The sequence below is a fragment of the Actinophytocola gossypii genome (assembly GCF_025165815.1).
Lineage (GTDB): Bacteria > Actinomycetota > Actinomycetes > Mycobacteriales > Pseudonocardiaceae > Actinophytocola > Actinophytocola gossypii.
The window spans coordinates 25,331-52,120 of the sequence record NZ_JAFFZE010000002.1 but is presented as its reverse complement, the minus strand read 5'-3'; the positions used below and the strand labels follow the sequence as shown (position 1 = coordinate 52,120).

25 protein-coding genes and 1 pseudogene are annotated in these 26,790 nt (G+C 72.2%); 10 read left to right on the top strand and 16 right to left on the bottom strand.

Features of this window, described 5'->3' with window-relative positions:
• Window positions 1–107 precede the first annotated feature (107 nt).
• On the top strand, window positions 108–2,255 hold the full coding sequence (locus JT362_RS00560) for an immune inhibitor A domain-containing protein (protein WP_260188967.1): 2,148 nt from the start codon (window positions 108–110) through the stop codon (window positions 2,253–2,255).
• 191 nt (window positions 2,256–2,446) lie between these two features.
• On the opposite strand, the gene ilvA is transcribed toward JT362_RS00560, so the two are convergent.
• Genes ilvA through JT362_RS00545 form a run of 3 tightly spaced genes read right to left on the bottom strand, consistent with a single transcriptional unit; the run spans window position 2,447 to window position 4,718 of the window.
• The gene (gene ilvA, locus JT362_RS00555; RefSeq protein ID WP_260188966.1) at window positions 2,447–3,676 is read right to left on the bottom strand and encodes a threonine ammonia-lyase IlvA; all 1,230 of its coding nucleotides are present in this window, start codon (window positions 3,674–3,676) and stop codon (window positions 2,447–2,449) included.
• Window positions 3,670–3,861, bottom strand: coding sequence for a DUF397 domain-containing protein (locus JT362_RS00550; RefSeq protein ID WP_260188965.1), 192 nt, complete (start codon window positions 3,859–3,861; stop codon window positions 3,670–3,672). The genes ilvA and JT362_RS00550 overlap by 7 nt, the downstream gene beginning before the upstream one ends.
• Window positions 3,858–4,718: a Scr1 family TA system antitoxin-like transcriptional regulator gene (locus JT362_RS00545; RefSeq protein WP_260188964.1), complete on the bottom strand. Its 861-nt coding sequence runs from the start codon at window positions 4,716–4,718 to the stop codon at window positions 3,858–3,860. Before JT362_RS00545 ends, JT362_RS00550 begins: the two co-directional genes overlap by 4 nt.
• 81 nt (window positions 4,719–4,799) lie before the next feature.
• Between JT362_RS00545 and JT362_RS00540 the strand changes: the two genes are divergently transcribed.
• The 5 genes from JT362_RS00540 to JT362_RS00520 all read left to right on the top strand — a co-directional run bounded on the left by JT362_RS00540 (window position 4,800) and on the right by JT362_RS00520 (window position 10,425).
• Window positions 4,800–5,024 (top strand): hypothetical protein, encoded by a 225-nt coding sequence (locus JT362_RS00540; RefSeq protein ID WP_260188963.1) that lies wholly within the window; start codon window positions 4,800–4,802, stop codon window positions 5,022–5,024.
• Window positions 5,025–5,044: 20 nt separating this feature from the next.
• Window positions 5,045–6,367, top strand: coding sequence for a protein kinase domain-containing protein (locus tag JT362_RS00535; RefSeq protein ID WP_260188962.1), 1,323 nt, complete (start codon window positions 5,045–5,047; stop codon window positions 6,365–6,367).
• 89 nt (window positions 6,368–6,456) lie between these two features.
• A complete protein-coding gene (locus JT362_RS00530; RefSeq protein ID WP_260188961.1) occupies window positions 6,457–8,955 on the top strand; it encodes a penicillin acylase family protein in 2,499 nt (832 codons plus the stop codon).
• Between the two features lie 51 nt (window positions 8,956–9,006).
• A complete protein-coding gene (locus tag JT362_RS00525) occupies window positions 9,007–9,291 on the top strand; it encodes a hypothetical protein (RefSeq protein ID WP_260188960.1) in 285 nt (94 codons plus the stop codon).
• Window positions 9,292–9,345: 54 nt separating this feature from the next.
• Window positions 9,346–10,425, top strand: coding sequence for a flavin-containing monooxygenase (locus JT362_RS00520; protein WP_260188959.1), 1,080 nt, complete (start codon window positions 9,346–9,348; stop codon window positions 10,423–10,425).
• Window positions 10,426–10,446: 21 nt separating this feature from the next.
• Here the strand turns inward: JT362_RS00520 and JT362_RS35335 are convergent, their stop codons facing one another.
• The 4 genes from JT362_RS35335 to JT362_RS00500 form a co-directional block, all read right to left on the bottom strand.
• Window positions 10,447–10,692: a hypothetical protein gene (locus JT362_RS35335; RefSeq protein WP_311202649.1), complete on the bottom strand. Its 246-nt coding sequence runs from the start codon at window positions 10,690–10,692 to the stop codon at window positions 10,447–10,449.
• Complete coding sequence (locus JT362_RS00510) at window positions 10,689–11,510, bottom strand: nitroreductase/quinone reductase family protein (RefSeq protein ID WP_260188957.1); 822 nt, start codon at window positions 11,508–11,510, stop codon at window positions 10,689–10,691. The genes JT362_RS35335 and JT362_RS00510 overlap by 4 nt, the downstream gene beginning before the upstream one ends.
• A gap of 197 nt (window positions 11,511–11,707) precedes the next feature.
• On the bottom strand, window positions 11,708–12,979 hold the full coding sequence (locus tag JT362_RS00505; RefSeq protein ID WP_260188956.1) for an SGNH/GDSL hydrolase family protein: 1,272 nt from the start codon (window positions 12,977–12,979) through the stop codon (window positions 11,708–11,710).
• Window positions 12,980–13,063: 84 nt separating this feature from the next.
• The gene (locus JT362_RS00500; protein WP_260188955.1) at window positions 13,064–15,013 is read right to left on the bottom strand and encodes an elongation factor G; all 1,950 of its coding nucleotides are present in this window, start codon (window positions 15,011–15,013) and stop codon (window positions 13,064–13,066) included.
• A 205-nt stretch (window positions 15,014–15,218) separates the two neighbouring features.
• On the opposite strand from JT362_RS00500, the gene JT362_RS00495 reads away from it, so the two are divergent.
• Window positions 15,219–16,250: an ATP-grasp domain-containing protein gene (locus JT362_RS00495; RefSeq protein WP_260188954.1), complete on the top strand. Its 1,032-nt coding sequence runs from the start codon at window positions 15,219–15,221 to the stop codon at window positions 16,248–16,250.
• On the opposite strand, the gene JT362_RS00490 is transcribed toward JT362_RS00495, so the two are convergent.
• Window positions 16,234–16,650 (bottom strand): OsmC family protein, encoded by a 417-nt coding sequence (locus JT362_RS00490; RefSeq protein WP_260188953.1) that lies wholly within the window; start codon window positions 16,648–16,650, stop codon window positions 16,234–16,236. The genes JT362_RS00495 and JT362_RS00490 overlap by 17 nt on opposite strands.
• 63 nt (window positions 16,651–16,713) lie before the next feature.
• On the opposite strand from JT362_RS00490, the gene JT362_RS00485 reads away from it, so the two are divergent.
• Together JT362_RS00485 and JT362_RS00480 are read left to right on the top strand one after the other, a co-directional pair.
• Window positions 16,714–17,166, top strand: a complete 453-nt coding sequence (locus JT362_RS00485) for a MarR family winged helix-turn-helix transcriptional regulator (protein ID WP_260188952.1) — start codon at window positions 16,714–16,716, stop codon at window positions 17,164–17,166.
• Window positions 17,163–18,866 carry an MFS transporter gene (locus tag JT362_RS00480; RefSeq protein WP_260188951.1) on the top strand — a complete coding sequence of 568 codons (1,704 nt, stop codon included), beginning with the start codon at window positions 17,163–17,165 and terminating at the stop codon, window positions 18,864–18,866. Before JT362_RS00485 ends, JT362_RS00480 begins: the two co-directional genes overlap by 4 nt.
• On the opposite strand, the gene JT362_RS00475 is transcribed toward JT362_RS00480, so the two are convergent.
• Together JT362_RS00475 and JT362_RS35520 are read right to left on the bottom strand one after the other, a co-directional pair.
• The gene (locus JT362_RS00475) at window positions 18,820–19,068 is read right to left on the bottom strand and encodes a hypothetical protein (RefSeq protein ID WP_260188950.1); all 249 of its coding nucleotides are present in this window, start codon (window positions 19,066–19,068) and stop codon (window positions 18,820–18,822) included. The two genes, JT362_RS00480 and JT362_RS00475, sit on opposite strands and share 47 nt — an antisense overlap.
• 86 nt (window positions 19,069–19,154) lie before the next feature.
• A pseudogene (locus JT362_RS35520) lies at window positions 19,155–19,226 on the bottom strand (TetR/AcrR family transcriptional regulator); the annotation flags it as partial.
• A gap of 100 nt (window positions 19,227–19,326) precedes the next feature.
• Between JT362_RS35520 and JT362_RS00470 the strand changes: the two are divergent.
• Window positions 19,327–19,575, top strand: a complete 249-nt coding sequence (locus tag JT362_RS00470) for a hypothetical protein (protein ID WP_260188949.1) — start codon at window positions 19,327–19,329, stop codon at window positions 19,573–19,575.
• Here the strand turns inward: JT362_RS00470 and JT362_RS00465 are convergent.
• From JT362_RS00465 to JT362_RS00435, 6 genes are read right to left on the bottom strand one after another with little or no spacing between them, the layout of a single operon-like run.
• Window positions 19,510–20,310: an HpcH/HpaI aldolase/citrate lyase family protein gene (locus JT362_RS00465; RefSeq protein ID WP_260188948.1), complete on the bottom strand. Its 801-nt coding sequence runs from the start codon at window positions 20,308–20,310 to the stop codon at window positions 19,510–19,512. The two genes, JT362_RS00470 and JT362_RS00465, sit on opposite strands and share 66 nt — an antisense overlap.
• Window positions 20,307–21,773 (bottom strand): dihydroorotase, encoded by a 1,467-nt coding sequence (locus tag JT362_RS00460; protein ID WP_260188947.1) that lies wholly within the window; start codon window positions 21,771–21,773, stop codon window positions 20,307–20,309. The genes JT362_RS00465 and JT362_RS00460 overlap by 4 nt, the downstream gene beginning before the upstream one ends.
• Window positions 21,770–23,197, bottom strand: a complete 1,428-nt coding sequence (locus JT362_RS00455; protein ID WP_260188946.1) for an MmgE/PrpD family protein — start codon at window positions 23,195–23,197, stop codon at window positions 21,770–21,772. The genes JT362_RS00460 and JT362_RS00455 overlap by 4 nt, the downstream gene beginning before the upstream one ends.
• The gene (locus tag JT362_RS00450; RefSeq protein ID WP_260188945.1) at window positions 23,194–24,018 is read right to left on the bottom strand and encodes a cyclase family protein; all 825 of its coding nucleotides are present in this window, start codon (window positions 24,016–24,018) and stop codon (window positions 23,194–23,196) included. Before JT362_RS00450 ends, JT362_RS00455 begins: the two co-directional genes overlap by 4 nt.
• Window positions 24,018–26,438: an MFS transporter gene (locus tag JT362_RS35330; protein ID WP_311202648.1), complete on the bottom strand. Its 2,421-nt coding sequence runs from the start codon at window positions 26,436–26,438 to the stop codon at window positions 24,018–24,020. The genes JT362_RS00450 and JT362_RS35330 overlap by 1 nt, the downstream gene beginning before the upstream one ends.
• A complete protein-coding gene (locus JT362_RS00435; protein WP_260188944.1) occupies window positions 26,435–26,788 on the bottom strand; it encodes a RedY/HapK family protein in 354 nt (117 codons plus the stop codon). Before JT362_RS00435 ends, JT362_RS35330 begins: the two co-directional genes overlap by 4 nt.
• Window positions 26,789–26,790 lie beyond the last annotated feature (2 nt).

Here is a 26,790-nt window from a genome sequence, read left to right as displayed (position 1 = left end):
CAGGTACGGAAACACGCACGACCCGCGCTCGCATGCGCGTCTCCCTGCGATGCGGCGCTCGGAGCGAAAGGGATTCAATGCGAAGAAGCCGATTAGCCTCGGCCGCAGTGGCGGTGCTGCTCGTTCCCCTGGTGCAGGTCCTGCCGGCGTCCACCGCGGGCGCCGCCCCGGAGGCCGCGCCGGCGACGCCGGTCGACGACACCAGGGAGCTGACCCGCAAGAGCTTCAGTCTGGACGGCGAGCCCGTCCAGACGCCGTCGAGCTACCAGCCGAAGGCCGCCAAGAGCCGCACCGCGGCCGCGGCGACGCCTCCGGTCGGCACCGTCCGGCAGTGGTTGGGCCTGGACGACCTCAACGGCACGCTCTACCGCAAGGACTACACGCTGCGGGGCGTCGGCGAGCACATCGAGGTCTGGGTCGCGAACGACATCGCGTTCCCGGAAGGGGACTGCCGACGGCAGATCCCGAACTCCACCGAGGTCACCGACGCGCAGGTCGCCGACCTCGTCAACGAGTTCGACAACAACATGTACCCGAAGGAGACGGCGACCTTCTCGACCCCGCCGGATCGCGACGGGACCAACGCGCAGCTCGACGGCGACTACACCGGCGACGGCGACAACACCGTCGCGCTCATCGACAACGTCCGGGACGACAACTACTACGACTTCCCGGCCGCGCCGACCTACATCGCCGGTTTCTTCTCCGGGCAGTTCAACGAGCTGTTCGACCGCAACGTGATGACCATCGACGCGTACGACTGGGCGCACCGCACGGGGGCCGCTCCCCCGGACGAGCCCACGGACGACCTGTGCACCAGCCGCCCGGGCCGGCCGCGCCTGTACGAGGGCACGTTCGCGCACGAGTGGCAGCACCTGCTGATGTACTACACCGACCCGTTCGAGGGGAACTGGATCAACGAGGGCCTGTCCGACTTCGCCCAGACGCTCGTGGGCTACGTCGACACCCGGTTGACCGTGTTCGACGAGGGCGGCGACAGTCACCTGTACTGCTTCCAGGGCTTCGGCACGGTGGAGACGCCGTTCAACCAGAACCCGAGGGACTGCGGCGGTCCGGAGAACTCGCTCACCCTGTGGGGTGACGGGGACAGCCCGAACGCCGTGCTCGCGGACTACGGCAACGCGTACTCGATCATGCAGTTCCTGTACGACCGGTACGGCGCGGACTTCATGTCCAGGCTGCACCAGGACGGCGAGCACCAGGGGCTGGCCAGCCTCGACGCCGCGCTGGAGGCCGAGGGCGTGTCGGACATGTGGCAGGTGCTGCACGACCACCAGTCGATGGTGTTGCTGGACAAGGTCGTCGGTGAGCGGCGGGGCATCATGCTCGGCACGCGCAAGAGCAGGGTGACCACGCCGAGCCTGCGCTCGACGGTGAACCTGGACAACCCGCAGTCCTACGACGACCCGGGCGCCGCGCCGAACGGCGCGGACTACGTGCGGCTCCAGCGTGCCAACGGCACGCAGCTGCGCGGCCACGACCTGCGGTCGCTGAGGTTCGAGGGTGCCGCGCAGCTGCCCGCGCAACCCCTCGAGTGGACGACGGTGTCGGACGATCCGGACAGCCCGGGCGACTCGGTGCTGTGGTCGGGCAACGGCAACAACATCAACGCCACCGCGGTGGCCGAGGTGGCGGTGCCGTCGGCCGACCCGACGCTGCGTTTCGACGCGAAGTACGGCGCCGAGCTGGGTTACGACTACGGCTACGTCGTCGTGTCGACCGACGGTGGGGAGACCTACACCGCGGTCGCCGGCGACAAGACCGTCGCGGGTCCCGGTGGCCCGAGCCTGAACGGCACCACCGACGGGTTCGAGCCGCATGCGTTCGACCTGTCGGCGTACGCGGGGCAGACCGTGCTGGTGGGTCTGCGGTACGTGAGCGACGGCGGCGTCAACGAGGGCGGCATCCTGGTGGATGACGTCACCGTGGGCGGCGACGTGCTCAGCGACGGTTCGAGCCTGGAGCCGTTCGACTCGCCGACCGAGATCAACCCGGTCGAGGTCGACAACTGGAACGTCAAGATCGTCGGTTTCGACGAGCGCAACCGGATCGGCCTGCAGGCCGAGTTCGACGGCCGGGAGTCGTTGCGGCTCGGCACCCTGCAGCTGATCCCGTTCATGCTCTTCAAGACCGTCGTCGTGACGGTCGCCTACGACGAGCCGACGGAGACGGTGCAGCAGTACGCCCCGTACACCCTGACGGCGAACGGCGTGACCCAACCGGGCGGCGCGTAACCCGGTGCGACAGCCCCCGCGCCCACGCGCGTCGGGGGCTGTCGCGTGTCGGCATGCGAACGAGCCGGCCCTGACGAGCTGCTGGCGACTTACCGCATCACGTTCGTCTTGCTTCTTCTCATGTTCGCGCTCGTCGTGCTCGATCTGATCTTCGACTTCGCGTGACGTACCCGGCGCGAGCGTCCCCGGGTTCAGACCAGGAAGGTGAACAGCGGGCTGTCCGGCGGCACCCGCTCGATCCGGTGCGGGGCGGCCGCCATCCGCTTGAGGATGGGTTCCAGGCCGTCCGGGGTGCCGAGTTCGATGCCGACCAGCGCGGGGCCGGTCTCGCGGTTGTTGCGCTTGACGTACTCGAACAGCGTGATGTCGTCGTCCGGGCCGAGGACGTCGTCGAGGAAGCGGCGCAGGGCTCCGGGCTCCTGGGGGAACTCGACCAGGAAGTAGTGCTTGCGGCCCTCGAACACCAGCGCCCGCTCGACGATCTCCGCGTACCGGCTGACGTCGTTGTTGCCGCCGGACAGCACGCACACGACGGTCGAGCCCGCGGGTAGGTCGAGGTCGCCGAGGGCGGCGGGAGCCAGGGCGCCCGCCGGCTCGCTGATGATGCCGTCGGACTGGTACAGGTCGAGCATCTCGACGCAGATCCGTCCCTCCGGTACCGCCGTGAGCCGGGGGTGGTGCTCGGCGACCAGTGCGAACGTGTGCCGACCGACCGTGCGCACGGCGGCGCCGTCGACGAACGGGTCCAGGTGCTCCAGCGGCACCGGGCGGCCCGCGGTCAGTGCGGCTGCCATGCTGGCGGCGCCGTGGGGCTCGGCGCCGATGACGTTCACGGTGTCGCCGAGCCAGGCCAGGGTGCCGGCGAGCAGACCACCGCCGCCGACCGGCACGACGAGTGTGTCCGGTGCGCGGCCCAGTTGCTCGACGATCTCCTTGGCGACCGTTCCCTGGCCGGCGATCGTGCGCGGGTCGTCGAACGCGGGGATCAGGGTCATGCCGGTGGCTTCGGCGTGCGCGCGGGCGGCGGCGGCCGCGTCGTCGTAGGTGTCGCCCTCGACGACGATCTCGACATGCCGGCCGCCGAGGTGGGCGACGCGGTCGCGTTTCTGGCGGGGGGTCGTGCGCGGGAGGTAGACCCGTGCCCGGACGCCGAGCGCGGCGCAGGCGAAGGCGACGCCCTGGCCGTGGTTGCCGGCGCTGGCGCACACGACCCCACGGGCTCGCTGGTCGTCGGCGAGCGTGTGGACGAAGGTGAACGCGCCTCGGCCCTTGTAGGAGCGGACGGCGTTCAGGTCCTCACGTTTGAGCCAGACGTCGAGGTCGTGCCGCGCGGACAACCGGTCGTTGCGCTGCAACGGGCTCGGCGGGATCACCCCGGCGAACCGCTCCCCCGCCGCGGCGACGTCCGCGTCGGTCACCATTCCCGCACACGCTCCACAAAGGCCGTCCACTGCGGACCGGGGACACCGATCACAAGCCGTCCGTCCGCACGGTTCTTGCTGTCCCGCACCAGAACCACGTCGTGGTCGAACCTGACCTCGACACAGCTTCCCGCCGCACTCGAGTAGCTACTGGTGAACCAATCACGTCGGGTCCTGACGCTCAAGCTAGCTCCTTTGTAGATCGATGTATGAGACTCAACGAATCCTCACGGTTGAGGGTATGCCTACGAGCCTCGTCGAACGAGATCGCGATGTCGCGCACCTGAGTCACACTGTCGATGATTCCCCACGACGACACGGTTTCCTGCCACACCACGGTCGGCAGGTTGACGTTGGCGAAGTCGAGCAAATGTATCGTCGCCGCCCCGAACAATCCACAGGAGACCGCGGTGAACGGGATCACCAGGACTTCGATGTTGTCCGCGCGCTCTTCGATCGTCCGAGCGAGATGGTCGAGCTGCGCACGGAGGACGACCGGGCCACCGATCTGTTGCCGGAGCGCCGCCTCGCTGATGATCGCCGTCAATCGCAACGGATTCTCGCCGGTGAGGCGTTCCTGACGGCGCAGGCGAACCTCGACCCGCTGGTCGACCTCGACCCTCCGCACGGTGACGCTGGGCGTCATGATCGCGCGTGCGTAGTCCGCGGTCTGCAGGAGGCCGGGGATCAGGAGGCTTTCGTAGCCGCGGATGCTCTCGGCGCCGTGTTCCAGACCGAACAGGCGCTGCAGGTCCGTGTCGAACAGGCTCGAGTACCGGGTCCACCAGCCCCGCTGCCTGGACGCGTCCCGGAGCGCCAGCAGCTCCCGCGTGTCGTCCTCGTCGAACTCCAGTAGTTCGAGTAGCCGGACGAGACTCTCCTCCGACAGCGTCTTGCGCTCGTTCTCGACCGCGGACCAGTAGTTCCGGGAGAAGCCGAGGGCGTCGGTAATCTTCCTGACCTCGACGCCCAGCTGCTCCCGGCGTTCCCGCAGCCGGAGCACGAGTTCCCAGCCGGCGACCGTTGGCGATGACGATGGCACCGGTGCATCTAACCATAGATGCACGAGTGATATAACCAGGACCGTTGACTGGTTACGGTAACCGATTTATGGTTCAGGCATGTGACCGAGGAGGTGCCCGCCATGAACCCCGCCTTCGCCGTCAGCATCGGCGACAGTTGCCGGATCAGCTCCCGGGTCAGCTGTGGTGCCGAGATCGACATCTCGTGTGACGGGCTCACGTTGACCTTCCACCCCGACGCGCTGCGCGAGGTGCTGCGCCACGGCATCGCTGCTCTGAACGAGGTCGAGTCGAGGCATGCGGCCATCCGGACCCGGACCACCTGAGGGGTTGCTAGCGTTCCCCCGTGGAACCGGGTGAGATCGTCGGCGGCCGCTACCGGCTCGTGTCGTTGGTCGGCCGTGGGGCCATGGGGATCGTGTGGCTCGCGCGGGACCAGCGGCTCGACCGGGACGTCGCGGTGAAGCAGCTGCTCATCGATGGTTCGGCGTGGGCACAGGAGGCCACCGCGCGGGCGATGCGGGAGGGACGCATCGCCGGGCGGCTGCGGCACCCGAACGCGATCGCCGTGTACGACGTGGTGGAGCATCAGGGCTGGCCGTGCCTGGTGATGGAGTACCTGCCGTCGGAGAGCCTGGCCAACCGGGTCGGACTGCGGCCGAGGCAACTCGCCGCGATCGGTGCGCAGCTGGCGTCGGCGCTGGCCGCCGCGCACGAGGCCGGCATCGTGCACCGGGACGTCAAGCCGGACAACGTGCTGATCACCCCCGACGGCACCGCCAAGATCACCGACTTCGGCGTGTCCCGCGCCAAGGGCGACACGTCGGTCACCGCGACCGGGATCCTGGCCGGCACCCCGGCCTACCTGGCCCCCGAGGTCGCCCGCGGCGCCGAGGCGGACTCCCGCTCCGACGTGTTCTCCCTCGGCGCCACGCTCTACGCGATGCTGGAGGGCGAACCCCCGTTCGGCGTCGACGGCAACGCGATCGCCCTGCTGCACAAGGTCGCCAAGGGCACGATGAACCCGCCGCGCCGCGCGGGCGAGCTGACCGGCGCGCTGCTGTGGCTGTTGCACCGCGACCCGACGGCCCGCCCGACGATGGCCCAGGCCGAGGAGATCCTGGCCGCGGCCGCCGACGGCCGGTCGGTGGCGCCGCCGTCGCCGAAGACGCCGACGCTGATGCTGCCCGCTCCACGCCGGTTCTCCCGGCGGGCGGTGGTGGCCGGGGTGTCGGCCGCGGCCCTGGTCGCGGCCGGGATCGTGGTGGGCGTACTGGTCAGCGACTCCGGCGAAACGACCGGGTCGCTGGGGACGCCCTTACCAGCGACGTCGGTGCCCACCTCGGCACCGCCGCCGGCGGCGCCCGCGTGCACGGCGGCGTTCGCGGTGGGCAACACCTGGCCGGACGGTTACGAGGCGGCGGTGACCGTGCGCAACGAGAGCGACCAGGACGTGACCGGCTGGGAGCTGACCTGGACCATGCCCGAGGGTCACGAGATCAACAACCTGTGGGGTGGCAAGGACACCCAGGACGGCACCTCCGTCACCGTCACCAACGACGACTACAACGTCACCATCGCGCCGGGTGCGTCGGCCGAGGTCGGCATGACCGTCGACGCGTCCGACGAGTCGAGGAACGCGCCGACTGTCGAGTGTCGGGAGCAGTGACCATGCGGACAGTCCGATCCGGACTGTCCAGACGGGATCACAGATTCCACGCTAGGTGACCGCGGGGTTACCGTGGTAGGAACAGTTGTATGCGATCTCGGACGGCACGCGGGTGGCAGGCCCTGGCGCTGGGTGCGACGCTGGTGGCGACGATGGTCTCGATTCCCGAACCCGGCGCGGCGGCGCCGGGCGAGGACCGGGCCTACACGGTCGACGGACTGAACGAACCGGTCGACATCCTGGTCGACGACAACGGCGTCCCGCACATCTACGCGGACGAGCACTACGACGCCTTCTTCGCGCAGGGTTTCAACGCGGCACGGGACCGCCTGTGGCAGATCGACCTGTGGCGGCGCAAGGGCCTCGGCCAGCTGTCCGAGGTGCTGGGACCGGCCTACGTCGCACAGGACCGGGCCAACCGGATGTTCTCCTACCGAGGCGACATCGAGGCCGAGTGGCGCTCCTACGGCCGCGACGCCAAGCGGCTCACCGAGTCCTACACCGCCGGCATCAACGCCTACATCGAGCTCGCCAGGGAGAACGACGAGCTGATGCCGTGGGAGTTCGAGTTCCTGCGGTACCAACCGGACGAGTGGGCGGCGGAGGACGTGGTCCGGCTGCGCACGCACGCGCTGGTCGGGAACCTGACCAGCGAGGTCGACCGCGCCTACATGGCCCGTGACTTCGGGCTGCGGTACGAGAACATCCGCCAGCCGCTCGACGCGGGCTGGAAGACCAAGGTCCCGAAGGGCCTCGACCTCGACCTGCTGCCGGAGGACCCCGAGGAGCTGCTGGAGGTCTACGACCTGGCGACCCAGGGCGTGACGTTCTCCCAGGAGAACCTGGCGGCGCTCGGCGGTTTCGGCAGCCCGACGCTCGACGGGCAGGCAGTCCGGCCGGCGGCCGACGGTGACCGGCCGGGTGACCGGGCGTACCACGGCGAGAGCGAGGAGGGCTCCAACTCGTTCGCGGTGGCACCGGGGCGGACGGCGGTCGACGGGCCGCTGATCGCCAGCGACCCGCACCGGACGCAGGCGGTGCCGTCGCTGCGCTACGTCGCCCACCTCAACGCGCCGGGGATGGACGTGATCGGCGCGGGCGAGCCGGGGCTGCCCGGGGTCTCGCTCGGTCACAACCAGGACATCGCGTTCGGACTGACGGTCTTCGACATCGACCAGGAGGACCTCTACGTCTACCGCACCCGGCCGGGTCACCCGAACGAGTACCGCTACCGGGGCCGCTGGGTTCCGATGGACGTGCGGACCGAGGAGATCCCGGTCCGGGGCGGCGGGTCGGAGACGGCCGCGATGAAGTTCACCAAGCACGGACCGGTGATCTACGAGGACCCGGAGCGGAACGTCGCGTTCGGCGTCCGGACGGTGTGGAGCGGGCCGGGGACGAGCGCCTACTTCGCCAGCATCGGCTACATCCGCGAGGACGACTGGGGCGGCTTCCTCGACGCGCTGGACCGTTGGGGCACGCCGGGCGAGAACCAGCAGTACGCCGACGCCGCCGGCAACATCGGTTGGAAGCCGGCCGGCCGCACGCCGGTGCGCCGGAACTGGGACGGGCTGCTGCCGGTGCCCGGCGACGGCCGGTACGAATGGAAGGGCTTCTACGACGCGGACAAGCTGCCGGTCAGCTACAACCCCGACCGCGGGTGGCTGCAGACCAACAACGAGTCGCGGCTGTTCGACGAACACGAGACCGGACCGCTGCCGAAGTACGTCAACCGCAAGATCGGCTTCGAGGCCGCCAACCCGTGGCGCTCGCTGCGTACCCGCGAGGTGCTCGCCGAGATGGACGAGGCGACGCAGGAGTCGATGCTGGAGCTGCAGACCGACCACGTGTCGATCCCCGGGCGGCGGATCACCGCCGCCATCGAGAACGTGCGCTCCGACGACCCGGCCGTGCGCCAGGCACTCGACATCCTGCGGAAGTGGGACCACGAGATGTCGCTCGACTCGTCAGCGGCCGCGATCTTCGACGTGTGGACCGACCTGCACGGCGCCCCGGGCACCGACGACGGGTTCCTCGGGCAGGCGTTGCTGGCGGCGGCGGTCGACGACCGCGCGGCCGTGGAGGCGATCGGCAAACCGGCGAGCACCACGACCGTGGACATGGTCGAGCACCCCGACCGGTGGTTCGGCGGGAAGGCGGTCGCGGTCCGGGACGCGGCGATCGAGTCGAGCCTGGCGGCCGCGGTGCGGAAGCTGACCGAGGACCAGGGCGCGGACCCGAACGCCTGGCGCTACGGGTTCTACAACCGGCAGGAGCTGATCCATCCGCTCTCCGAGCTGGTCGACCCGCACACCAGGGGCGTCATCGACATCGAGCCGAGGGAGAAGGGCCCGGTCAACGAGACGGTCGGCGACGAGGGCGCGTCGTGGCGCTACATCGCCGAACCGGGCAACTGGGACGAGGCGCTGGCCATGAACAACCCCGGCCAGTCCGGCGACCCGGAGAGCCCGTTCTACGAGAACCTGTTCGTGCCGTGGTCCGAGGACCAGATGTTCACGCTCCACTACAGCCGGGAGGACGTCGAGGCGAACACCGCGCTGCGGATCCGGCTCGAGCCGTCGAGCTGAGACCGCACGTGACCGGTGGGCGGCCGGGGCCGGACCGGCGATGATCGGTGCATGTACGTTCGGGTGAACGCCGGAACCGCGTCGGTCGAGGACGTCCGGAACCTGCGCCAGCTGCACGTCGAGCTGGCCGGTATCGACGACCGAGCCGCGGCCGAGGCACTCGCCGGCGCCGGGCTGGGCGAACTGGACGGCGACCACGCGTGGCTGCGGATCGCGGCGCTGCGGGCGGCCGGCGAGGACGCCTGGCGGGCCGAGTTCGACGCGATGATCGAATACGCGCGGACCAAGGGCTGGGTGGACGGCGAGCGCGTGCGCGCGCACGTGGTGCGGGCGTGATGTGATCTCCGCCGAGCCGGGATGGGCGGGGCGACGGGTGGCGTTGTGCCGGGTATGGGGCACGCGGACGTCGTGGTGATCGGGGCCGGGCAGGCTGGGCTGTCCAGCGCGTACTTCCTGCGCCGCAGCGGGTTCGACTTCGTCGTGCTCGACGCGAACCCGGGCCCCGGTGGGGCGTGGCGACACCGGTGGCCGACCCTGCGGATGGCCACCGTGCACGGGATCTTCGACCTGCCGGGGATGCGGTTCGCCCCGCCCGCGCCGGAGGAGCGCGCGTCGGACGCCGTGCCGGCCTACTTCGCGGCCCACGAGCGGGAGTTCGGGTTCGACGTGCGCCGGCCGGTGCGGGTCGACGCCGTCCGGTACGGGCCGGACGACCTGCTCACCGTGGCGACCGCCGAGGAGGACTGGACGGCGCGCGCGGTGGTCAACGCGACCGGGACCTGGACCAGGCCGTTCCGGCCGTACTACCCGGGCCAGGGCGAGTTCCGCGGGTGGCAGCCGCACACGGTCGACTACCGGGGGCCGGCGGACTTCCGAGGGCGCCGGGTGGTCGTGGTCGGCGGCGGGACGTCGGCCGTGCAGTTGTTGCTGGAGATCGCCGGTGTCGCCGAGGAGACGACCTGGGTGACCCGGCGGCCGCCGGTGTTCCGCTCGGGGCCGTTCACCGAGGACTACGGGCGGCAGGTCGTCGCGCGGGTCGACGAGCGGGTCCGGGCCGGTCTGCCGCCGGAGTCCGTGGCGCGGGCGACCGAGCTGCAGCTCACCCCGGAGGTCGCGGCGGCCCGGTCGGCGGGGGTGCTGGACCGGCTGCCGATGTTCGAGCGGATCACGCCGGACGGGGTGGCGTGGGCGGACGGCACCGAGCGGCCGGCCGACGTGATCCTGTGGTGCACCGGCTGGCGCGCGGCGCTCGACCACCTGGCACCCCTGGAGCTGCGCGGCCCTGGCGGAGGGATCACCATGGACGGCACCCGGGTCGTCGCCGAACCCCGGGTCCACCTGGTCGGCTACGGCCCGTCGGCGAGCACCGTCGGGGCGAACCGGGCCGGCCGGGCCGCCGTGCGGGACCTGCGGGAGCTGCTGGGAGAGGAACGCCTTGAAGATCGACGAGTTGCTAGCCGGGGCGCGTGAGGCTCTCACCGCGCGGCTGGTCTACGCCGAACCGTACGAGAAGGACGGGGTCGCCGTGATCCCCGCCGCCCGCGTCGTCGGTGGCGGGGGCGGCGGGGCGGGACGGGACAAGGCGGGCCGGCGGGGCGACGGCGGCGGCCTCGGGCTGGTCGCCAGGCCCGTCGGCGCGTTCGTGGTGAAGGACGGCGACGTGCGGTGGGTGCCGGCGGTGGACGTGCGGGGCGTGCTGGCCACGGTCGCCGGGGTGGCGCTCGGGGCGCTGGTCATCCGGCGTGGTCGAGGATCGGGATCAGCTGTTCCTCCTCGTAGCGCAGGTGCGCCTCCAGCTCGTCGACGAGCCGTTCGACCCTGGGCTGGGCGTCGGTTCCCTGTTTGACGGCGTCGTTCAGCTCATCGATCAGGGCCGCGATGGTCTCGTGCTCGGCGCGCAGCCGGGTCAGCACCGGCTCCAGCTCGGGGTGGCTCTCGTCGAGTTGGGGGAACAGGCCGCTGTCCTCCATCCGGTGGTGGTGGTGCAGGCCCTGGCAGACGCTCAGGCAGTTCACCCGGAGCTGGACGCCGATCCCTGGCCCGGACGCGGCGAACTCGGTGCGGATGATGGCCAGTTCGCGGCGGAACGCGTCGTGGATCATCCGCAGCATCTGGCCGAACGAGGTGCTCTCCGACGGGGCGAAGGCCACCTGGCGGAGCGCGACCACGGGCAGGATGCGGCCGGACCTGGTCTCGTAGTCGGCCCAGCCGGGGTCGGCCTCGACCGCGCGGGCGAAGACGTCGTCGCGCTCGGTGCCGGTGAGGACGTTGGCCTCGGCCTCGTAGGTGAAGGGTCCGTTCTCGACGGTGACCTTCGGGTTGGCGACGAGGTTGTGGAACCACGCGGGGTGTCGCGGCGAGCCGCCTGCCGAGGCGATGACGATGATGCGCTCGGCGTCCTCGTCGGGCAGGTAGCCGAGTGGGGTGGTGTGCTCGGCGCCGGTGCGGGCGCCGGTGGTGGTGAGCAGGATCAGCCTGGCGTTCTCGAACGGGCCGCCGACACGGCCGGTGTTCGCGCGGAACTCGTCGATGACCTGCTGGTTGAAGTCGTGCAACTAACTCTCCCAAAGTTCTTCGGTGACAACGAAAGCTGAAGAACGGGAGAGCGGGCGGGGCGCGGGCCCGCCGGGCGGTCACGCCACCGCCGGAAACCTCACTCGTGCGTGGCCCATGGCCGACCCGGCAGTCACGGAACAGACCCTAACAGGAAAACGGTCGCCCGAGGCATGCCCCGCCCCGGGCGACCGCGTCCCTAGCCGACGGTGATCGTCCCGTCGGACCCCCTGGTGCAGGCGACCGAACGCGCGCCGGTCGTCGCGGCGCCGGCCAGGCACCGACCGAGCACCGCGTAGCCGTCGGCGTTCGGGTGCCAGGACTCCTGACACGTCTGGAAGTAGTCCACGCAGGTGTCGGCGATCCGCTTGATCGCGATCTTGTCGCGGCCGGACAGGCTCGTCACCGGAACACCGCTCGGCCCGTCCTGCAGCCGGATCGGGGTCGCCAGGGCGTTGCCGGGGCTGCCGTCGGCCTCGCACAGCCGGGCGCCGTCGAAGGCGTGCTGCACGTTCAGGTACACGAGGTCCGCGCCGGGGAACTCCGCGGACAGGGTCGAGTGCGCGGAGGAGACGAGCCGGCCGAGGCCCTGGGAGAACAGGTGGCCGGCGGCGAGGCTCGCGCGGTGCGCCGGGCAGCCGGCCGCGTACCGCTCGGCGCCGAGCGCGCGGAACTTGTCGCGGTCGTCGGCCCGGTTGTCCTCCTCGTGGTAGCGGGCGGCGTAGTCCTGCGGGAGGGGGTTCGTGTAGTCCTGGAACACCACCCGGTGCTGGCCGTCGGCGTCGACCTCGGCGAGCGTGGTCAGCAGCACGCGGAGCGCGTTCGTGGTCTCCGTGGTGCCGGCCGCCAGCTCGGCGTCGGTGGCGAGGTCGGAGATGGTGCACGGGTCCTGCGGCGGGTCACCCGCCCAGAACTCCCACCAGCCGGTCCACGCGTCCGCGATGAACCGGTTGGCGCACACCGACGCGGCGTCGCCGAAGGTGAACGAGGCGTTGTTGGAGCCGAGGCCGACGAGTACGAGGTCGATGTCGTGGGTGGCGGCGACGTTCCGGAGCTGGTCGAGCTGCGCGGGGACTTCGCGGCCCTTCTCCCTGGCGGCCGACGGGTTCAGCAGGTCGTGCGGTTGGCCGCCGGAGCAGGCGAGGTTGAACCGGTCCTGGATGCCCGGCAGCGTGGCCTGGAACAGGGACGCGTTGGGCGAGCGGTGACAGAAGAACGCGTTGCTGTTCGGCGCCGACCAGCCGGGGAAGCCCTGGCTGACCCCGTTGAGGTCGGTGACCGGCTGGTAGTCGCCGCCGCCCTCGCCGCTGACGAAGCTGTCGCCGAGCGCGACGGCGGCAGTGGGCAGGGCTGTGGTTTCGGCTGTGGTTTCGGCGGTGGGTTCGGCGGCGGAGGCCGGTAGGGCGACGGCGGTGCCGACGGTCGCCGCCACGGACAGCGCGGCGATCAGGGTTCGACGGAGCAGGGACATCACGGCCTCCCGACTGGCCACGACAACGGAACATGAAATTGTTTCGCGATGATGACAGCACGTCGGGAGGCACGCGTCAAGGCGTCACACCCGGCGGACGACGTGCAGCAGGTACTCCCTCCGGTTGAGCGGATCGTGGTCGGTGCGCGCTCGGGACGGGACCGCACCGCGCACCGGCGCGTGGTGGTCGAAGGCGGCCTCCAGCACCCCTTCTCCCCTGGTCAGGCCCGGCAGCCGCTGTTCGAGCCCGTGCACGCCGGCGGCCGGGATCTCGCCGGTCAGCACGGCCGTCGCGCCACGCACGTCGGTGCCGCGGGGCACCGCGCGCAGCCGGGCCAGCACGGGCAGCACCGCGCCGACCGTGTCGGCCGGCAGCTCGAGGGTGAAGCGGTGCAGAGGCTCGTGCACCACGGTGCCGGCCCGGCGCAGGGCGGTCATCAGCACCAGCGGGGTCAGGTTGCGGAAGTCGCCCGCGGTGCTGGACATGCTCTTGTCGAACGTGCCGTGGGAGTGGCTCTGCCGCGCCCAGTACCCGGAGTGGGTCATGGTGACCGCGCAGTCCAGCACCGCCCAGCCGTGCAGGCCCTGCCGCAGGGTCTCGGTGACCGTCTCCTCGACGGCGGCGAAGAACGCGTACGGCATCGACCCGAGCTCCACGCCGAGCCGGAACGAGCTGCCGGCACCCACCGGCGCCGGCTCGACCCGCAGGCCGACGGTGGCGAGGAACGGGTTGGGCTCCACGCCGATCAGCTCGACCGCCTCGCCCACGCCGGCCGGCCGTTCCACGTGGACGGTCGTGGTCTCCCGGAACGTGACGTCGAGGCCGAACTCGGCGGCCAGGGTGGCCTGGATGACCTCCTTCTGCACCTCCCCGTACAGCGAGACCAGGATCTCCCGGCGCGTCTGGTCCTGCCGCAGGTCGATCAACGGGTCCTGCTCGGCGAGCCGGGTGAGCGCCGCGTGCATCGCGCCGACGTCCGCCGGGTCGACCGGCTCGACGACGGTCTCCAGCGTCGGCGGGGCGAAGTGGTGCGCGACGCCTTCGCGCGGGATGCCGACGGCGTCGCCGATCCGGACGTCCGGGAGGCCCCACAGCTTGCCGATCCGGCCTGCGGTGACCTCGCCGGTCCGCTGCGCACCGCCGTGGTCGATGGTCTCGACGGCGGTGACCTTGCGTTCGGTGGCGCCGACGCGCACCCGGTCGCGGACGCGGACGGTGCCGGAGAACATCCGGACGTAGGCGACCTTCTCGCCGGCCGGCCCGCGCTCGATGGTGAACACGGTGCCGGAGACCGGCCCGTCCGGGTCGCCGCCCGCGGCGGGCAGCAGGTCCACCAGGCCTTCGGTCAGCTCGGCGACGCCGGCGCCGGTGACCGCGGATCCGAAGTAGACCGGGTGCACCAGCCCGCGCCGGCTCTGCGTGACGAGCGCGTCCCGCAGGGGAACGTCGGCGCCGTCGACGTAGGCGGCGAGCAGGGCGTCGTCGTGCTCGGCGAGGACTTCCACGGCGGCATCGTCCACACCGGACACGAACGAGGCGGCCCGGGTGCCGAGCGCGGTCACCGTGCCCATCGGCACGATCGCCGGGGTGAGCTTCGCCGCGAGGTCGGCGAGCAGGCCGGCGTGCCGGGCGCCGGCGCGGTCGACCTTGTTGACGAAGACCAGCGCCGGGATCCGCAGCCGGCGCAGGGTGCGCATCAGCAGGCGGGTCTGCGCCTGCACGCCCTCGACCGCGGAGACCACCAGGACCGCGCCGTCGAGCACGCCAAGGACGCGTTCCACCTCGGCGATGAAGTCCGGATGGCCGGGGGTGTCGATCAGGTTGACCGCGACGTCGCCCACGCGGAACGAGGCCACCGCGGAACGGATCGTGATGCCGCGCTGGCGTTCGAGCGCGAGCGTGTCGGTGCGGGTGCTGCCGGCGTCGACGCTGCCGAGTTCGTCGATGACGCCGGCCTCGAACAGGAGCCGTTCGGTGAGGCTGGTCTTACCGGCGTCGACGTGTGCCAGGATCCCGAGGTTGAGCGTGCGCAAGCGTCATGTCCTTCGGCTGGGTGAACGTGCCTTCCTGGTTGGACATGAACGCTGCTCGCATCGGGGCTCCTTCGGCTTGGGGTCGTGCACAGAACAGCAGGCGGGCGCGCGGACCGGCAACCGAATATCGCTCCGAGCGGTTCTCGAGCGCCCTTCGACCCGCGCGACCGAGTCTGTGGCCGTCCACGAGCCGAAGGGGAGCCAGATGGCCAAGCGTGCGCGGATCCTCGTGCTGACCGACGACGAGCGCAACCACCGCCACGCGCGGCGGCTGGTGGACACGGGTGTGCTGCCGCTGCGCGGTCCGTGGCTGCTCGGCCCGGCCGACCTGGAGTCGCTGGCCGTGTCGCCGGACCTGGTGGTGGCGCTCGGTCCGTCGGCGGTGCTGCCGGCGGCCAGGCTGCGCGAGCGGCTCGGCCTGCCCGGACCGCGCCCGGCGGACGTGTTTCCGTTGCTGGACCGGGAGGTCATGCACCACCGGGCACGCGCGGCCGGGCTGCTGACGACCCGGCGGGTGTCGGCGATCGGCGTCAGGAACTGGGACTTCCGCGTTCCGCTCGCGGTTCGCTCGGACGGCGAGGTGCGCAAGGTGACCGCCGCGGCCGACCTGCCGACCGGCGAAGCGCGCTACGAGGCGTGGGTCGACGCCGACGTGTGCCATGTGGACGGTGTGGTGGTCGGCGGTCGGGTGGTGTTCGCCGTGGCGTCCCGCTACCTGCGCACCCGCCACGACTTCGCCACCGGCAGCGGCATGGGCGGCATCACGCTGGACGGCCCCGAGGCGGACCCGCTGCTGGCCGCCGCGGCCGCCGCGGTCTCCCGGCTGGGGGTGCCGGACGGCGCGTTCCACGTCGAGCTGTTCGACACCCGGCCGGTGCCGGTGCTGCTCGCCGTGGCGCCGCATCCGCCGCCCGCGCTGCAACGCGCGACCGTCCAGGCCGCGACCGGCGTCGACCTGCTGGCCGAGCACATCCGCGCCGGCGTCGGCCAGCCCACGTTCCCGCGCCGGACCCGCGGTGGGGTGGCCGGCTACTGGCGGGTGCCGCCGGAGAAGGCGCCCCGGCCCCGGCCGGCGCTGCCGGCGGTGCACAGCGCCGTGGTGCTGGCAGACCTGCCCGGGCCGGACCGCCACGCGCCGACGGAGGTCGTGGTGCGCGGCGACCACGCGCCGGTGGTGCTGACCGATCTGATCGCGCTGCGCGAGCGCCTCGACGAGTCGGTCAGTCCTCGATCGTGACGTGCACGGGGGTGCCGAGCTCGACCGTGCGGCTCACCGTGCACAGGCGGTCGTGGGAGAGCGCGACCGCGCGGGGCAGGACCGTGCGGGCGTGGTCGCCTTCTGGTCCGTCCGGGACGCGGACCTGAAAGGTGACGGCGAGGTTCTCCATCCGGTTGCCGTCCTCGTCCTGGATCTTGTCGCCGCTCACGGTGACCGTGAAGGACTCCGGCTCGACCCGCCGGCTGACGACGACGTCCGCGTCGGTGGCCGTACAGCCCCCGATCGCGGCGAGCAGTAGTTCGACCGGGGTGAAGTCGTCTCCGCCGATGGGCAGGGTGCCGCCGCGCGCGTTCCGGGCGAGGTAACGCCCGGTGTCGACCCGCTCGACCTGGACCGATCTGTGTGTGTCCTCAGCCATGGCGGTGACCTTAGCGGTGACCGCCGCGACGGCAGTTACATAAGCAAGTGATATACATGTCTTATGCATCTTCCGGCTGCCGAGGTGTCGGTCGTGATCGAGGAGCTGACCAGGGTTCTGCTCCGCCAGGTCGCCCCGGTTCGCGGGTTGTCCCTCACCGCGGCGGCCACGCTCGCGCGGCTGGACCGGGACGGGCCGGCCCGGCTGACCGAGCTCGCCGCCAGTGAGGGGGTCAGCCAGCCGGCGATGTCGCAGCTGGTCAACCGCCTGCAGGAGCTCGGGCTGGCCGAGCGCCGCCCCGACCCGGACGACGGGCGGGTGGTGCTCGTGCACGTCACCGACGACGGGCGGGCCCAGGTCGCCCACCGGCGGGCGGTGCGCGCCGAACGGCTCGCCGCGCTGCTCGACCGGCTCGGCGACGACGACCGGCGTGCGCTCGCCGACGCCCTGCCCGCGCTCACCGCCCTCACCCGGCTGGCCGCCGAACCACCAGAGAACACCCGGAGCGAGCCATGAGCCAAGCCGCCGCGACCAGTCCCTTCAAGCAGCCGAAGGCCGTGTTCGCCGTGGCGTTCGCCTGTGTCGTGTCCTTCATGGGCATCGGCCTGGTCGACCCGATCCTGCCCGCGATCTCCGAGGACCTGAACGCGACGCCCAGCCAGGTCACGCTGCTGTTCACCAGCTACCTGGTCATCACCGCGGTGGCGATGCTGATCACCGGGTGGGTGTCCAGCCGGATCGGGGCCAAGCGCACGCTGCTCGCCGGGCTCGCGATCATCGTGGTGTTCAGCGCCCTCGCCGGCGCCTCGGACAGCATCGGCGGGATCGTCGGGTTCCGGGCCGGTTGGGGCGTGGGGAACGCGCTGTTCATCGCGACCTCGCTCGCGGTCATCGTGGCGTCGGCGTCCGGCGGGTTCGTCGGGGCGATCGTGCTGTACGAGACCGCACTGGGGCTCGGCATCGCGGTCGGGCCACTGCTGGGCGGGCTGCTGGGCGACATCAGCTGGCGCGGGCCGTTCTTCGGGGTGGCCGCACTGATGGCGGTCGCGCTGATCGCGACCTGGGTGTTGGTCGAGCCGCTGCCCAGACCGGACCACCGGACGAGCATCGCCGAGCCGTTGCGGGCGCTGCGGCACCGCGGGCTGGCCACGATGTCGCTGACCGCGCTCTGCTACAACTGGGCCTTCTTCACGGTCCTGGGGTACGCGCCGTTCCCGATGGGGCTCGGCGCGATCCAGCTGGGCCTGGTGTTCACCGCGTGGGGCGCGCTGGTGGCGCTCTTCTCGGTGTTCGGCGCGCCGTGGCTGCAGGCCCGGCTGGGGATCGCGCGGACGCTGTACCTGAACCTGTTCCTGTTCGCGATGGTCGTGCTGGTCATCGCGATCTGGACCACGACGACGGCGGTGCTCGTCACCGCGGTGATCGTCGCGGGGGTGTTCATCGGGGTGAACAACACGGTGACCACGCAGGCGGTGATGACGATCGCGCCGGTGGAACGGCCGGTGGCGTCGGCTGCGTACGGGTTCGTCCGGTTCATCGGCGGCGGGCTCGCACCGTTCGCGGCGGGCAAGCTGGTCGAGGCGACGAACGTGCACGTGCCGTTCTTCATCGGCGCCGGGGCGCTGCTGCTGGGCATCCTCATCCTGCGCACCGCGCACGCCGAGTTGGGCGAGGCCGAGCGGGTGCAGGCGGAGAGCGTGCGCGGCACCGAGCCGTCGCTGTCGGCGGTGGAGATCGGGCCGGCCGGTGACGGCGTGATCGTGGCCGCGGTCGACGACTCCCCCGCCGCCGCGCTGGTCGCCGACACGGCCGGCCGGCTGGCGACGATCAACGGCCGGGCCGTGCACGTGCTGCACGCCCGGGAACACGCGAACAGCAGCGAGTCCTCCGCCGGCGGCGAGAACCTCGACGCCGCGCGGCACGTGGTCCGCGGGCACCTGCGGCGGCTCGCGGAGGCGGGTGTGCCGGCGACCGGGTACGTCGTACTCAACGCCGCCGACCACGGAGCCGCCGGTCGGATGATCAGCCAGCACACCAACGACACCGGCGCGCGGGCCGTGATCATCGGCGCGCCCACCCACGGCGGTCTCCCCGCACTGATGGACGCCAGCGCGAGCCGCGAGATCCTGCGCGGTGTGCGCTGCGACGTGGTACTGGTGAACCCGGCGTCTAGGGTGTCGGCTGGTCAGGGCGGTCCAGGCGGAGCATCCTCGTGAGGTCGCGCAGGCATTCCTCGAAGACCGGTTCCAGGTCGGTGTAGGCGAAGTCCAGTTGGTGCAGGACTTCCATGCACAGCAAGCCGTACAGCCGGATCCAGCAGGACAGGAAGACGTGGGCGGCCGCTGGGGGCAGTACGCCGTCGATGGCGTCGGAGTAGGCGGTCGACTGCTCGCGTAGCGCCGGGGGCAGATCGGCCACGTCGGGCACCGGGAACGGCTGGGTTCGTCCAGCAGGACCTGCTCGAAACGTTGCCCGGCCTGATGACGCGGCGAGTCGGGCTGTCGGTCGCGCGGGGGGATCGGGCTGGCGAAGATCAAGCCGAACTCGGCCGGATGGGCGACCGCCCAGGCACGCATGGCCCGGCAGGCGGCCAGGATGCGCTCCCCGACCGGGCGTCGGCGCGGGCGTCGCGGGCCTGTTCCATCGCGGCGGTCAGCTCACGGAAACGGTCGGTGCGTGCTCGCCGACCTGGTCGTCCCCGGCACCGCCACCTACGACCCGGAGTTCGCCGACCAGACCCTGTTCGTCCTCGGCCTGCACGGCCAGGTCTTCCTGGCGATCGTCCTGCTCCTCACCCTGTCGGGCGCGGTAGTGGCGACCCTGCGCATGCCCGCGGCTCCGCTCGTCGGCACCACGGCGTCAGGACCCGGTCCGGACGCGGCCGAGCACCTCCCGGGCGGCGCGCACCACGGCGGGGTCGAGTAGCCGGCCGTCGTCGTCGACCGCGACGCCGTTGTCGCCGAGGCGGGCCAGGGCGCGGTGGGCGGCGGCGATCTCCTCCTCGGTGGGGGTGAAGACCGCGTTGATCGTGGGGAGCTGGGCCGGGGTGATCGCGGTGCGGGCGCGGAAGCCCTGGCGCAGCAACCGTTCGGTGGTGTCGGCCAGGGCGCTCAGGTCGCGGACGGCGGTGTGCACCGGACCGACCGGCGGGAGCAGGCCGGCCGCGGCGGAGGCCACGACGACGTCCGAGCGGATCGGCCACAGTTCCTCGCGGTCCGGGCCCGGGCGGAGGTTCAGTTCGCCGGCCAGGTCGGCCTCGCCGATGCCGAGGCGGACCACGCGAGGGGAATCGGCAACGGCGTCGAGGCGGCGCAGGCCGCGGGCGGTCTCCAGGAGGGCCAGGACCGGGACGTCGACGCCCGCGAGGGCGTGGTCGACCTCGGCCAGGAGTTCCGGCTCGGCCTTGGGCACCACGATGCCGGCCAGGCCGGGAGTGCCGGCGACCGCGGCCAGGTCGTCGGCGACCGCGTCGGCGTTGATCCGGACCCAGGCGGTACCGGTCGCCAGGTGGGCGGCGACCGCGGCGCGGGCGGCCGGCCTGTGCCGGGGCGCGACGGCGTCCTCGAGGTCGGCGATCAGCGCGTCGGCGCCTCGGCCGGCCGCGCGGGCGAGCTTGTCCGGTTGGTCGCCCGGAACATAGAGGTAGCTGCGCGGGATCATGTGCCGGTCGGGCGCTTCAGGTACTGGCCGACCGGGTCGCCGACGACCTTGCCGGAGTCCAGTACACGGTGGCCGCGGACGAACGTGTCGGTGACCGCGGCGGTCATCGCGAAGCCCTCGAACGGGGTGTACTCCTGGGTGGACTCCGAGTCGGCGGCGCGGACGGTCCAGTCGGCGCCGGGATCGACGAGGGCGAAGTCGGCGTCGAAGCCGACACCGACGGCGCCCTTGGTGCGCAGGCCGAAGCGGACGGCCGGGTTCCACGCGGTGAGCCGGGCGATCTCGCCGAGCGGCAGGCCGCGCTTCGTGCCCTCGGTGACCATGCCGGGCAGCAGGTACTCGGCGCCACCGAACCCGGACTTGGCCAGGAACACGTCCTCGCGCGGGTCGCCGAACTTCTGCTCGTCGCGGCAGCAGGCGTGGTCGGACACGACCCAGTCGACGTCGCCGGCGAGCAGGTGGCCCCACAGGGCCTCGACGTCCTCGCGCGGGCGGATCGGGGGGTTGACCTTGCCACCGATGCCGGACGCGGTGTCGATGTCGGCGAGCAGGTGCCCGACGGTCACCTCGCGGCGGAACCTGATGTGCGGGAACGCCTTCGCCATCCGCAGCGCTGCGTCCAGGGCCTTCGCCGAGGACAGGTGCAACAGGTTGATCGTCGGCAGGCCGGTCTCGTGCGCCAGGTAGGAGGCGATCGAGACGGCGAGGCCCTCGGAGTGCTGCGGGCGGGACGCGCTGTAGGCGGCGAGGCCGGTGAGCGTGCCGTCCTGCTCGACGAGCTTGGTGTAGGCGGTCATGATCTCGGCGGTCTCGCAGTGCAGGGACAGCGAGATCTCGTCGGCCAGCTCGGGGAACCTCTCGCGGGCGGCCTGGATGCCGCGCATCACGAACTCGAAGTGCGCGTAGTCGTAGCGCTCGCCCTCGGGGATCATCAGGAACGAGTTCTGGTCGGCCGAACGACCGTGCAGGCCGTGGCTGCCGTAGAACATGAACACCTTGAACGAGGTCACGCCGTGGTCGCGGACCAGGGACGGGATCTCGTCGATGTGCTCGCGCATCATCGGCGCAAGGTGGTAGGCGTAGTCCACATAGGAGCGGCCGGCGCTCTGCGCGAGGACCTCGGGGAAGACCTCGGCGTACGGGCCGCCTCGGTTCAGGTAGTACTGGCCGGTGCGCATGTAGTTGAGCGCGGTGGTGACGCCGCCCTGCGCGCACGCGCGGCTCTCGGTGCCGGTGTCGACCGGTAGCGGGTTGTAGATGCCCCAGTGCTGGTGGGCGTCCACCACGCCGGGGAAGGCGAGCTTGCCGCCGCCGTCGACGACCGCGGCGTCGCCGGGGTCGATGCCGGGCGCGACCCGGACGATCTTCCCTCCCGCCACGGCGATGTCGGCGCGCACGGGCTCCGGGCGGTCGTGGTGGACGACGCGGACTCCGGTGACGAGCAGGTCGAACGGTTCGGTCATCGGTCGTCTCCTGTCGACTCGAGGCGGGTGAGGGGGCGCAGCAGGGCGCCGACGTCGGTGACGGTGTCGAGGGTGAGCGCGTGTTCGCGGACCGAGGCGGCGTCGTCGGGCGTCAGGCGGCCGGTGACGTTGTCGGCGAACTTGGCGGCCAGTTCCGGTTCGGAGAGCGGGCGCTCCGGGCCGCCCCGGTTGGCGAGCACCTCGGCCGTCCACTCGCGACCGTCGGCGCCGCGGACGGCGACGATCGCCGGGAACTGGTAGGGGAAGATGGCGTCGCAGCGCTGGTCGGGGACGACGGTCACCTTGGCCATCAGTGCGCGGCGGTGCGGGTCGGTGGCGAGGGCGTCGGTGAAGTCGGCGAGGCCCGCGCCGAGGCCCGAGCCGCCGAGCAGGCCGGTCACCACGGCGTAGGGGCCGGAGAACTGGGCCTGGTAGCCGGTGTCCGGGGCGCGTTTGGTCTCGATGGGCTGGCCGATGGTGCGGATGACGGCGCTCGGCACGCGCAGTTCGATCGCGTCGATCTTGGCCGGGTCGGCCGGCACGCCGTCGGCGCGCAGCCGCAGGCCGGCGTCGATGGCGGTGTGGGTGAAGTGGTTGGCCGGGTAGGGCTTGAAGAAGATGCCCGGCACCGCCCAGGTGTCACCGAGGCCGGTGACGACCTGGTCCAGGTCGGTCTGGTCGCGCAGGAACGCCTGGAAGAAGCCGAACCGGCCCTCCAGGACGGTCGGCGGGCCGGTGAAGCCGCGGCGCACCAGGCCGGCGGCGGTGACCGCGGACTGGGCGGCCCAGCCGCAGTGCAGCCGCTTGACCGTGCCGCCGGTGCGGTTGGCCTCGATGACCCCGGACGCGAACGACGCGGTGACGCCGAGCGCGTGCAGCACGCCCTCCTCCCCCAGCCCGTGCAGGAGAGCGGTGGAGGCGGCGGCGCCCATCGCACCGCAGATGGAGGTGGCGTGCTGGCCGTGTTCGAAGTAGACGGAGTTGCCGAGGTCGCGGTCGTAGCCGGCCATGCCGAGCCGGACGGCGACCTCCAGGCCGACGGCGATCGCGGCGACGGTGTCCCGGCCGGTGGCGCCGGCGGCCTCGGCGGCGGCGAGCGCGGCGGGGACGACGCTCGCGCTGGGGTGCAGAACCGAGGGCAGGTGGGTGTCGTCGTAGTCGAGGGAGTGCGCGAGCACGCCGTTGACGAGCGCGGCGCCGGCGGCCGGCACGGGTTCGGCGAGGCCGACGGCGGTGGACTCGGGGCGGCCGCCCTGGTCGGCGACGTGGTCGGCGATGGCGCGGCTGGTCGGCAGCGAACGGGCGGCGACGCAGAGGCCGAGGATGTCGAGGACGCGCTGCCGGACGCTGGCGGCGACGTCCTCGGGGACACCGTCGGCGAGGGTGCCGGCGGCGAAGGCGGCGAGCCGTTGGGCGAGAGTCATCCGCCGACCACCGCCAGGGGGCGTACCGGGGAGCCGGTGGCGCCGAACAGGGGCAGTGGGGAGAGCACGAAGAGGAACTCGTGCACGCCGGCGGCCGCGACGCCTTCGAGGTTCAGTGCCTCGATGATGTAGACGCCGCGTTCGACCAGGAGGACCCGGTGCGCGGGCAGGACCGAGTGTCCGCTGCCGGGGGCGAGGCGTTCGAACGCGATGGTGTCGGCGCCGGCGGCGTGCACGTCGCGGTCGGCGAGCCAGGTCGCGCCCGGGGCGCCGACTCCTGGCACGCCGGAGTCCTTGCCCTGGTATACGGCCGGGTCGGGATCGTCGAACAGGCGACCCCAGCCGCTGCGGACCAGGACCACGTCGCCGGGGCGGATCTCGGTGTCCTGGCGGGACTCGGTGGCGGCCAGGTCGTCGGGGGTGATCTCGTAGCCGGGCGGGCAGCCATCCGGAGTGCCGAGGGCGGCCGGGACGTCGAGCAGTACGCCTCGGCGCACCATGGGCGCGATGGTGTGGGCGCCGAGCTCGACGAACTTGCCGCCCCGGCCAGCGGCGACCGCGTCGGAGCCGTCGAGGAGGCGGCCGTCGTGGGAGACGTGGGCGAACGCGTCGATGTGCGTGCCGACGTGGGTGCCCATGGTGATCATGTCGTTGGCGGCCGAGCCGCCGTCGGCGCGGACCACGTCGCCGTGCCGGCGAGGCAGCGCGTGCCAGAACGCCGGGTGGTTGGGCGACTGGGGCATGCCGACCTTCAGCTCCCGGCCCAGGTCGTGCACGGTGAGGCCGTCGGCGACTGCGGTGAGGAGGGCTTTGGTCGTCATCAGGCCACGACCCGTTCCGCGCGCAGCCGCGCCACCTCGTGTTCGTCCACGCCGAGTTCGGCCAGCACCTCGTCGGTGTCGGCGCCGAGGGCGCGGCCGGTGAACCGGATGCGGCCGGGGGCGCCGGTGGACCGCCACATGACGTTGTGCATGAGCAGTGGGCCGAAGTCGTCGTCGGGGACGGTGGTGAGCATGCCGGTGGAGCGCACGTGCTCGTCCTCGACGAGGTCGCGGGCGCTGTAGACCGGGGCGACGGCGGCGCCCGCCGTCTCGAACGCGGCGGTCACCTCGGCCTCGGTGCGCTCGCCGATCCAGCCGCCGACGTACGCGTCGAGCAGGTCGGCGTGCGCGGCGCGACCGTGGCCGGTGGCGAACCAGGGCTCGGCGACCACCTCTGGGTGGCCGACGAGCTCCATCACCCGTTCGGCGATGCGCTGGGCGCTGGTGGAGACGGCTACCCAGCGGCCGTCCTTGGTGCGGTAGGTGTTGCGCGGCGCGTTGTTGGTGGACCGGTTGCCGTGCCGCTCCCCCACGATCCCGAGCTGGTCGTAGACCATCGGGCCGGGGCCGACCGCGTCCATGATCGGCTCCAGCAGGTTCATGTCGACGATCTCGCCGCGGCCGCCGTTGCGCTCGCGGGCGTAGAGGGCCATGGTCGCCGCGCTGGAGGCGGCGATGCCGCAGATGCTGTCGGCGAGCCCGAACGCGGGCAGGGTCGGCGGCCCGCCCGCCTCGCCGGTGAGGTGCGCGAAGCCGCTCATCGCCTCGGCGAGGGTGCCGAAGCCGGCGCGGGCGGCGTACGGCCCGGTCTGGCCGAAGCCGGTGATGCGCACGATCACCAGGCCGGGGTTGACCTCGTGCAGGCGTTCCGGGCCGATCCCCCAGCGTTCCAGGGTGCCGGGGCGGAAGTTCTCCACGAGCACGTCGGCGTCGGCGGCCAGGCGCAGCAACAGGTCCGCACCGTCCGGTGTGGACAGCTTGAGCCCGACGGCGCGCTTGTTCCGGGAGATCTCCTTCCACCACAACGGGACGCCGTCCTTGGCGGCGCCGTGCCCGCGCATCCCGTCGCCCGCCTCCGGGTGCTCGATCTTGATCACGTCGGCGCCGTGGTCGCCGAGGATCCGGCAGCACAGCGGGCCGGCGAGGATCGTCGAGACGTCCAGTACCCGTATCCCGGTCAGCGGTCCGTTCTCCACCGCAACCCCCTTGGTTGTTCCGCTATAGCTAACGCCGGTCCGCTCAGAGGTTAGGCTTGTGCCTGTCCGAGGGTCAACACCCTGTGAGATCCACCGCCAGATGCCGCCGTTCGCTGCCGCCACCAGGCCCGCGAGCGCGGCGAGTCCGGCCAGCACGAGCCAGCCGGCCGGATAGCCGGCGTGCTCGACGAGCGCACCCATCAGCAGCGGACCGGCGATCCCACCGGCACAACCGCCGGCCTGCACGAGCGCGGTCGACGCGCCGGGAGCGTCCGGATGGGACTGCACGACCGCGAGCCCGAGCACACCGGTCCAGCCCCAGCCGGCCGCGCCGGCGAGCAGCGCCCCGGCCCACGCGGCGGCGGCCGACGGCACGGCGAGCAGCGCGAACCCGGCCGCTCCGACGAGCAGCAGGGCCGCCGACGTGGCCCGGCCCGGCACCCGGACCCCGAGCAGGCCCAACGTCATCCGCACGGCGATGGTGGCCGCGCTGGTGGCCGCGAGCGCGATCCCGGCGGTGCCCGCGCCGAGGCCGATGCCGGCGCCGTAGCCGACCAGGAACGTGCTCAGCGCGGTCGCCGCCGCCGATCCGAGCACGAACATCGCGGTCACCAGGAGCAGCGGGGTCAGCGGCCGCAGCGGTGCCCGGTCCTGGCGCGCCACCACCTCGGCCAGGCGGGGCACCGGGACGAGCAAAATCGCCGCGACCAGCACCGCGCCGACCGCGAACACGACCCGCCAGTGCACCACCGCGGCCAGGGTCGGCACGGAAGCGCCGGCCAGCAGGGTGGCGGCCGGGATCGACGAGCGTTCCATGGCGAACGCGAGCGGGCGCCGTCCCGGTGGCACCGCGCGGGCGATCAGCATGCCGCCGACCGGGGCCGCGACCGTCGAGCCGACGCCGCCGATCGCCATCGCCGCCAGCAGGCCCGGGTAGGAGCCGCCGAGGACCGCGACCGCGAGCAGGCACGCCGCGGCGCCGGCCACCGCGAGCCGGGCCGAGAGACGCGGCCCGATCCGGTCCACGACCCGGCCACCGACCGGCAGCAGCACCGCGCCGACCGCGAAGAACGTGGACACGACCGCGCCGAGCTGGGTCCCGGTCAGGCCGAGGTCGGCCCGTATCGCGACCCCGACCGCGCCGGCCAGGTACAGCGGGAACATGTAGCCCGCGCCGACCAGGACGGCGAGGAACACCGCCCGGCGGGCCGGGTCCCGCGTCACCCCCAGATCTCGTCGGCATAGGTGATGTTGACGTCGGTGCGCCAGCCGGTCTCCGGGTCCGAACCCCACTTCGCCCGCCAGTTCGCGGCGTGGTCGAGCACGGCCGGGTCGCCGTGGTGCAGCTTGCCGTCGGCGTGGAAGGCGTCCAGGTCGTCGACGAACATCAGGTCGAGGTGGCGGAACCACTCCTGGCCACGCGCGTTCTGCCGGACGACGTAGTTGGCGTAGTTCTGGATGCCGGGGTGGCGGCGGAACACCGGGTAGTCGACGGTGCGCGTGTACTCGGCGTACTCCTCCAGCGGGACACCGGGCTTGATGTTGTAGGTCAGCAGCACGAGCTTGCGGGCCACGT

Excerpts from the sequence above, each read along its gene's own strand:
- JT362_RS00450 (WP_260188945.1), bottom strand. The coding sequence starts at position 24,018 with ATGACGACCAAAGCCCTCCTCACCGCAGTCGCCGACGGCCTCACCGTG.
- ilvA (WP_260188966.1), bottom strand. The coding sequence starts at position 3,676 with ATGGTGACCGACGCGGACGTCGCCGCGGCGGGGGAGCGGTTCGCCGGG.
- JT362_RS00465 (WP_260188948.1), bottom strand. The coding sequence starts at position 20,310 with ATGATCCCGCGCAGCTACCTCTATGTTCCGGGCGACCAACCGGACAAG.
- JT362_RS00525 (WP_260188960.1), top strand. The coding sequence starts at position 9,007 with ATGTACGTTCGGGTGAACGCCGGAACCGCGTCGGTCGAGGACGTCCGG.
- JT362_RS35335 (WP_311202649.1), bottom strand. The coding sequence starts at position 10,692 with ATGACCAGCGCCCCGAGCGCCACCCCGGCGACCGTGGCCAGCACGCCC.
- JT362_RS00480 (WP_260188951.1), top strand. The coding sequence starts at position 17,163 with ATGAGCCAAGCCGCCGCGACCAGTCCCTTCAAGCAGCCGAAGGCCGTG.
- JT362_RS00455 (WP_260188946.1), bottom strand. The coding sequence starts at position 23,197 with ATGACTCTCGCCCAACGGCTCGCCGCCTTCGCCGCCGGCACCCTCGCC.
- JT362_RS00530 (WP_260188961.1), top strand. The coding sequence starts at position 6,457 with ATGCGATCTCGGACGGCACGCGGGTGGCAGGCCCTGGCGCTGGGTGCG.
- JT362_RS00460 (WP_260188947.1), bottom strand. The coding sequence starts at position 21,773 with ATGACCGAACCGTTCGACCTGCTCGTCACCGGAGTCCGCGTCGTCCAC.
- JT362_RS00490 (WP_260188953.1), bottom strand. The coding sequence starts at position 16,650 with ATGGCTGAGGACACACACAGATCGGTCCAGGTCGAGCGGGTCGACACC.
- JT362_RS00520 (WP_260188959.1), top strand. The coding sequence starts at position 9,346 with ATGGGGCACGCGGACGTCGTGGTGATCGGGGCCGGGCAGGCTGGGCTG.
- JT362_RS00505 (WP_260188956.1), bottom strand. The coding sequence starts at position 12,979 with ATGTCCCTGCTCCGTCGAACCCTGATCGCCGCGCTGTCCGTGGCGGCG.
- JT362_RS00485 (WP_260188952.1), top strand. The coding sequence starts at position 16,714 with ATGCATCTTCCGGCTGCCGAGGTGTCGGTCGTGATCGAGGAGCTGACC.
- JT362_RS00495 (WP_260188954.1), top strand. The coding sequence starts at position 15,219 with ATGGCCAAGCGTGCGCGGATCCTCGTGCTGACCGACGACGAGCGCAAC.